This window comes from Sphingomonas parva (ex Maeng et al. 2020) (assembly GCF_004564275.1).
GTDB lineage: Bacteria > Pseudomonadota > Alphaproteobacteria > Sphingomonadales > Sphingomonadaceae > Allosphingosinicella > Allosphingosinicella parva.
Window position 1 is genome coordinate 1 of record NZ_SPDV01000087.1, and the last position, 5,846, is coordinate 5,846.

General features: G+C 68.7%; 11 protein-coding genes and 1 pseudogene. 7 read left to right on the plus strand and 5 right to left on the minus strand.

What is annotated here, in order from left to right; genetic code table 11:
- The 4 genes and pseudogenes from E2493_RS21475 to E2493_RS20395 all read left to right on the plus strand — a co-directional run.
- Positions 1 to 355, plus strand: a pseudogene (locus tag E2493_RS21475) (hypothetical protein); the annotation flags it as partial.
- 179 nt (positions 356 to 534) lie between these two features.
- Positions 535 to 780 (plus strand): hypothetical protein, encoded by a 246-nt coding sequence (locus tag E2493_RS20385; RefSeq protein WP_135090546.1) that lies wholly within the window; start codon positions 535 to 537, stop codon positions 778 to 780.
- Positions 781 to 835: 55 nt separating this feature from the next.
- A complete protein-coding gene (locus E2493_RS20390) occupies positions 836 to 1,273 on the plus strand; it encodes a hypothetical protein (protein ID WP_135090548.1) in 438 nt (145 codons plus the stop codon).
- Between the two features lie 139 nt (positions 1,274 to 1,412).
- Positions 1,413 to 2,249, plus strand: coding sequence for a hypothetical protein (locus E2493_RS20395; RefSeq protein ID WP_135090549.1), 837 nt, complete (start codon positions 1,413 to 1,415; stop codon positions 2,247 to 2,249).
- Between the two features lie 117 nt (positions 2,250 to 2,366).
- Here the strand turns inward: E2493_RS20395 and E2493_RS21480 are convergent, their stop codons facing one another.
- Positions 2,367 to 2,522 (minus strand): hypothetical protein, encoded by a 156-nt coding sequence (locus E2493_RS21480; RefSeq protein ID WP_167737668.1) that lies wholly within the window; start codon positions 2,520 to 2,522, stop codon positions 2,367 to 2,369.
- 479 nt (positions 2,523 to 3,001) lie between these two features.
- Between E2493_RS21480 and E2493_RS20400 the strand changes: the two genes are divergently transcribed.
- On the plus strand, positions 3,002 to 3,301 hold the full coding sequence (locus tag E2493_RS20400) for a hypothetical protein (RefSeq protein WP_135090551.1): 300 nt from the start codon (positions 3,002 to 3,004) through the stop codon (positions 3,299 to 3,301).
- A 61-nt stretch (positions 3,302 to 3,362) separates the two neighbouring features.
- Here the strand turns inward: E2493_RS20400 and E2493_RS21485 are convergent, their stop codons facing one another.
- From E2493_RS21485 to E2493_RS21490, 3 genes are all read right to left on the minus strand, one after another.
- A complete protein-coding gene (locus tag E2493_RS21485; RefSeq protein WP_167737669.1) occupies positions 3,363 to 3,536 on the minus strand; it encodes a hypothetical protein in 174 nt (57 codons plus the stop codon).
- Positions 3,536 to 3,715: a hypothetical protein gene (locus E2493_RS20405; RefSeq protein WP_135090553.1), complete on the minus strand. Its 180-nt coding sequence runs from the start codon at positions 3,713 to 3,715 to the stop codon at positions 3,536 to 3,538. Before E2493_RS20405 ends, E2493_RS21485 begins: the two co-directional genes overlap by 1 nt.
- A gap of 202 nt (positions 3,716 to 3,917) precedes the next feature.
- A complete protein-coding gene (locus tag E2493_RS21490; protein WP_167737670.1) occupies positions 3,918 to 4,079 on the minus strand; it encodes a hypothetical protein in 162 nt (53 codons plus the stop codon).
- 345 nt (positions 4,080 to 4,424) lie between these two features.
- On the opposite strand from E2493_RS21490, the gene E2493_RS22010 reads away from it, so the two are divergent.
- Positions 4,425 to 4,583, plus strand: a complete 159-nt coding sequence (locus tag E2493_RS22010; RefSeq protein ID WP_225421623.1) for a hypothetical protein — start codon at positions 4,425 to 4,427, stop codon at positions 4,581 to 4,583.
- A gap of 107 nt (positions 4,584 to 4,690) precedes the next feature.
- Positions 4,691 to 5,275, plus strand: coding sequence for a PaaI family thioesterase (locus tag E2493_RS20410; protein WP_225421624.1), 585 nt, complete (start codon positions 4,691 to 4,693; stop codon positions 5,273 to 5,275).
- A gap of 70 nt (positions 5,276 to 5,345) precedes the next feature.
- Here E2493_RS20410 and E2493_RS20415 read toward each other — a convergent pair.
- Positions 5,346 to 5,846, minus strand: a 501-nt coding sequence (locus E2493_RS20415; protein ID WP_191993021.1) for a transposase, incomplete at its 5' end; no start/stop codon positions are given.

Sequence of the window (5,846 nt, forward strand, 5' to 3'; positions counted from 1 at the left end):
CCACGAACGACCGCATGAGGCGCTCGGCCAGACGCCTCCGGCGCAGCACTACACGCCGTCCTCGCGTCAGCTGCCGGAGCAGCTTGCCGAGCCAGACTATCCGCGTGAGGCCATTGTGCGACGGGTACGCTCGAGCGGCGAAATACGATGGCCAGGCGGTCTGATCTACGTGTCCGAAGCCCTGATCGGCGAGGTGGTCGCGATCGAAGAAACCGCCGATGGCGAGTTGCGCATGCGCTTTTTCGATACACCCCTGGCCGTGCTGGACCTCCGGCAGAAGCGTCTTCGAAGACTGGGTGTGCCCGCGCGCGGGCACACCCAGTCTCCAAATCTGTCACCCATCTATCCGGTCTAAAGTGTCACCCACCCATCCGCTGGACAGATACACCTCAGACGATGGTGCCGATGTCCTTCCATCCAAGGTAGACAGGCACCGCGCCGGCGCACGCCTTTCGCAGCCGGCGCCTTGCTTGACTTGCCGCGACGGGCGTGCTGCCGTCCGGTGAACCAGCATGCCAATCGTGGAGGCCGTGCATGTCGAACGCGTTGATCCTGATCCTCGCCCTTGCCGGGGGGCCGGCCGAGCCGCCGGTCATGGTCGTGCCGTCGCCCGCCTCGCAGGGCATGTCGCACGCCTCCTACGTCTCCGGCAGCGACAGGGACGCGCGCGTCTCCTGCCTGGTGGAGCGGGCCACCGGCCGCCAGGTCTGCCGCAGCATGGCCAGCTGGCGCGCGATCGCGCGGCGTCTGGAGCGCGCGCAACGCGCGCGCGGCAACTAGGATGCTGCGCGCGCAGAAGAAGCAGGCCGACTAGCACCCCCTTCCCCGCGCCGCCGTGCGTCTCGATCGCGACTATCTCGTCTGGCGCCTGAAGCGCCCGTTCCGCCGGGCGCGCATGAAGCTGCGCACCCTCGCCCGCATCGCCCGCTACGGCCGCGTGCCGTCCGGCGGCTGGGGCGAAGGCTGGCGCGTCCTCGTCTTCCGCTACCGCGACGGCGCCCGCGAGGAGCTGCACGTCCTCGCCCCGGTCAAGGGCGACGATTTCGACTGGGAGCGGCTGCGCATCCACGTCCGCGGCGCGCCCTGGCCCGCGTACGAACACGAAGCGGGAAAACGCACCGGCGTGATGGCCTGGGCGGGCCACCACACCTTCGTCGTCGCCGGCGACGACCCGCCGCAGCGCCTCAGCATGGGCAAGCTGGTGCCCGGAGAGTTCGGCGGCGGCGTGGACCGCGGCCTGCTGCTCGTCGCGGTCCGCGAGGCACGTCTGTAGCGGCGCCACGGCCCGGGCTTTCTGCCGCGCCACCAAGCGCACCTTGCCGGCGACGGCAATGTGGGATGTCGGGACATGCCTGCATCCCCAGTGGCGATGGGGCACGAGGCGCGCTACCCTCCGGGTCGGAGGACAGAAGATGCGATTACGGCTCGAAAGCAGGCTCGTCGCGCTGCTCGGCGGCCTCGCCGCCGCGAGCCTCGGCGCGGGGCCCGCTTCCGCCGCGCCGGCCCCGCCTGCGCTTGACTCGGAGACCGCCAGGACGCTGTCGAGGGAGGCGCTCGAAGCCCGTGTCGCCGCCGCGGTCGGTGCGCGGCTGACCCTCGTCGAGGCGAAGCATTTCGGCTCCCGATTCAGGGCGACGGCGCGGATGCGGCCCCGGGCTTATTACGGCGTCTGCACCGCCTCACAGCTGACCATGTGGTTCGTGCCCGAGCCGGATCTCGCGCCGAAAGGCACAATGCCCGGCGCGATCCACGTCTCCCGCCTGCCGATGGAGATCAGGGAGACCGAGGCTGCCCAGGTCTATCGCCGCGGCCCGCCGGGCCTCTCCGCCTGGAAGCCATGGCTCGGCGCGGACCCGTGCGGCACGGTCGATCCCGCCCTCCCCTTCTTCCTCGCCGATGGTGCCGCGGCCGCTGCGGCGGCCCTCGCCTTGTTCGACCAGGTCGTGGCGCTCGCGCGTGACAACGCCGCTGCCCTCCCGCTGGAGTGCTACGGCGGCAAGCGGGAATCGTGTCTGGAGACCGTGGCGGCGCTTGGGCCGGACGCGATCGAGGCGGTCCGGGGGTGCGGCCCGGCGTGGTACTCGGCCGAGCAGCAAGCCCGATGCGTGAGCATCGCCCTGCGGACGGAGCAAACCACTGCCAGCGCGATCTCGATGAGGCATCTCGACATCCTGCTGTCTGCCGCGAGCGATGGCGTCGAGCCGTCCGTCGAGCAGGTCCGGTTCTCAACGTCGATCGCGGTTTCCTGAGCCTCCGCATGCGCCGGATCCGCGCTCGGTGCCGCCTGCGCCGCCTCCGGGGAGTGCTCGCTTTCCGCCTGCTTCGGCACGAAGAGCGGAGTCCGCTTCACCCATCGAACGCGCGGGTCAGGATCCGTCGGAAGCGCCCCAGGGATAGATCGACGCGGCGAGCAGGCGCTGGGCATCGAGGCGGGCGCGCTCGAGGGCGGTCCTGCTGTCGGCGATGACCTGGCGATACGTCGGCCTCTGCTCGAGGGGCATGCGAGGGGGATGGCTGTTCATGAGCCTGCGGCTCCTGCTGCTTGGGCGGGAGCACGACGAATCTCTCAGCCGCCAGCGCCCGAACGAAGGCTGGCGATGGGCGGCTCTCTAGCGCGGGCACCCGCGCCTTTCCCTCACCTGCATCAGCTTTCGGCCGGAGCGTCGCGACGCGGCAACGCTCCACCTGCGGGCGCGGGCCGTGGCGGTCGGAAGCAGCGGCACGAGCAGCATGCCCGGCCGCCCTGCTATCGCCTGGCCGCCTCTTCGCAGAGCGGCCGATAGAGCTCCGGTCCCTGGTAACGCACGAAGGACGCGGCCCCCGCCTCCGTCGGGTCGATCGCCACGCCTGGACGATCGCGTCGGCGCCTGGCCGACGGCCGCCGGGCCGGGCCGGGCCGGAACGCCCGCGGCCGCCTGAGCTTCACCCGGAATGCGTTCCGCGTCGACTGCGGCCTGTTCGTCGCGATAAAGGGTGCCACGAGCGGAAGGAGGCTCCTGCTATGGAGGACCGCCTGAACAACGAAAATTTCGCGCCACTGGTCGATCATCTCGGGAGAATGATCGAGCAATATTGGCTCGCCCGGGAGGCTCGGCAGGCGGCCCGGGGCGACACGCGCGAGGAAGGGCTTTGCGATCCTGGCGCGAGAAGCCGCTACGAGGTTCAAGACGGTGCGGAAGGCCTCGAGCTGGCGATCTGGGCGGTCGGGGAGGCGCTCGGGCGTGTCGGCGGGTCAGTCTGCTGGACCGGGTGTTCCAAGCCGTGGAAGACAGGTTCGGCGTCGATGCCGGCGCCACCCTGAGCGCCCGCTGGAACGGTGCAGCGGACATATGGTGGGATTGACGCCGGTCGACCGGCGTCCCTCAATCTGCATGCGTCCGGCTCTTCTGCGCTTTCGCCAGGCGGCGGAGGCGCTCGTGCCGACGATAGGCGCGGCCCTCGGCGCGCCGATCGCGAGTGGCCCAGAGAAAGGCCCCTGTGAGACTGACGACCAGCACGACGATGAGCGAATAGGCGACGATCAGCCGCGGCTCCATCAGCGAGAGCCCCTTTCGCTCGCCGCCGCGCCGCCGGTGCGACCCGCGCGTTTCCGATCGATCAGGGATCCATAGAGTCGCGCAAGGCCTTGGTGGGCGGCTCGGCTGGACTCGCAGGCCGCAGCGTCGGCGCGCATCAGCGAAACCTGCTGGCGATGATAGAGGTAGTTGAAGTCCATGCGTGTGCTCCTGCTGGTAAGCGGGAGCACATAGCGGACAAAGCCATTCTCTCAGCCAGGCAGCGCTTACGAACCGAATGCCGCCTGATGCTGCGTTCCTAGCATGGATGTGGTGGATCGCCTAACTGCGCCTCGGACGAGCCCGATCCTTGTAGGCATTTGTAGGGTAAGCAGGTGTCGCGGAGCCGTGAGTGCCCCGCACTTAGGACGGTGGGAACTGCCTCATCTCGGCATGAAGGAGGGCCGCCGCCTCTCCCTGCTCATTGTTTACCCGGACGTAGACGCCGCGCGCACCGCCGTCGACCACGTCCGCTTCGGCGTCGCCCTCACGGATCCCCGGCAGAATTTTCCGAACCTCGTCCATGTTTCCTGGAATAGGCACCAGCTTCGGGTACGGCGGCCGTTCCGCCTTGGGGCGTGTGTTCCATCTCATTCGGAAGTGCTGAGCAGATGCGGACGCCCGGGGCAAGCGGCATCGCCGCCACGGCGGGCAGCCGAACCCGGGTCGGATGCTGCCCGTTGCGAGGCTGCGGCGGCCGATGCAGTCACCCGCTGCTCGCCTTTGCAGGACACCGCATCGGCTGGCCCGTCGAACAACCGAGCTGATCGAGCTCGTGAAGCGGCAACGCCGTCCTTTGGCGCCGGTGTGCCGCACCGAAATGGCCTGAGCCTTGTTCGCGCTGCGCATTGATCCATGATACAAATCCATGTGAGCAAGATCGCGCACCCGCTCCTGGAAGTCATCCACCGGAAGGCGGTGGAGAGTAACCTGGCGCACTGGGAGATCATGGTCAGGAGCGAGCGCCTGCTCTGTGAGGCGCGACGCCTGCTGGCGGAGACCCATGGCATGGTTGCTCCCCCGGGCTAGGAACACGTCCTCAATGCCGGCCTGATGGCGCGCCATCCGCCGGTTCCGCGCTCGAGCGCGGCCACCCCTCTCCAGCGGAGCGTCGTCGCGGGCGGCCCTTGCTCTCCGTGACCTTCGACCAGCCGATGCGCCCGGCAAGCTTCTCTTTCTGCCGGACCGACCGGTTGCGGACATTCCGGCGACTTGGCACAACCGCGGCCGTGGAAGAGACTGCATCCCCCTACGCGCTGATCAGGAACGGCTTTGCAGCGGGGGTGCCGTTCGCGCCCCATGCCCGCATCGAGGTCGTCGAGGTCGGCGCCGGCCTCGCCATTGCCCGGCTCGAGGACTCTCCCGAGGTCCACAACCACATCGGCTCGGTGCATGCCGGAGCCGTGTTCACGCTTGGCGAAACCGCATCCGCGGCGGCGATGCTCGGCGTGTTCGCGGAGCAGATGCCGATCATCCGTCCGGTGACGATCGAGGCGACGATCTCGTATCTGAAGATCGCCCGGGGCACGCTGGTCGCGACGGCGCGGACCGCCTTGGCCGCGGAACACCTGCAGGACGAGTTTGCGGCGCAAGGTCGAGCGACGCTGGATCTCTCCGTCGACATCGCGGACGACCGCGGCATCGCCGCGCAGATGAAAGCGACATGGATGGTCTCGGCGAGCAAGTCGGGCCGGGGATGGATGTCGGCTTTTTACCGATAGTGTTGAAAAACGTCTGCTACTGACAAGAGCGGACGTTGCTGCGGTTGAGCGCGAGCACGGCTGAGCGGGATCACCCCGCCCTCGCCGGTGACGCCTCCGGGAGCAGCTTGGCCAGCTTGCGGAGGTTCTGGGCGGTGGCGGCGAGGAGGAATTCGTCTTTCGCTCCATTTGGTCCTCTCAGCCGCAACCGATCCACTTTCAGGATCCGCTTGAGGTGCGCGAACAGCATCTCGACCTTCTTCCGCTCACGCCGGGAGGTCAGGTAGGCGTCGGTCTGCGACAGGTCGCGGGCCATGTCGCGAGCGCCTTCGTGAATCGAGCGCGGTAGCTTGCGGGCGGGCTCGTTGGGACAGCATTGCGCCCTCAAGCCGCAGCTGTCGCAGTCGAGCTTGCTGGCGCGATAGAGCAAAGTGGCGCCGTCGTTGACGAGCGTGCCGCTGGTCCGCATCGGCTTGCCACCCGGGCAGCGATATTCGTCCCGTTGGCGGTCGTAGACGAATGCCTCGCGGCTGAAGGTGCCGTCGGTGCGACGCGACTTGTCGAAGACCGGGATGTGCGGCTCGATGCCGCG

Excerpts from the sequence above, each read along its gene's own strand:
- E2493_RS21490 (WP_167737670.1), bottom strand. The coding sequence starts at position 4,079 with ATGGACGAGGTTCGGAAAATTCTGCCGGGGATCCGTGAGGGCGACGCC.
- E2493_RS20385 (WP_135090546.1), top strand. The coding sequence starts at position 535 with ATGTCGAACGCGTTGATCCTGATCCTCGCCCTTGCCGGGGGGCCGGCC.
- E2493_RS21480 (WP_167737668.1), bottom strand. The coding sequence starts at position 2,522 with ATGAACAGCCATCCCCCTCGCATGCCCCTCGAGCAGAGGCCGACGTAT.
- E2493_RS20395 (WP_135090549.1), top strand. The coding sequence starts at position 1,413 with ATGCGATTACGGCTCGAAAGCAGGCTCGTCGCGCTGCTCGGCGGCCTC.
- E2493_RS20405 (WP_135090553.1), bottom strand. The coding sequence starts at position 3,715 with ATGGACTTCAACTACCTCTATCATCGCCAGCAGGTTTCGCTGATGCGC.
- E2493_RS21485 (WP_167737669.1), bottom strand. The coding sequence starts at position 3,536 with ATGGAGCCGCGGCTGATCGTCGCCTATTCGCTCATCGTCGTGCTGGTC.
- E2493_RS20400 (WP_135090551.1), top strand. The coding sequence starts at position 3,002 with ATGGAGGACCGCCTGAACAACGAAAATTTCGCGCCACTGGTCGATCAT.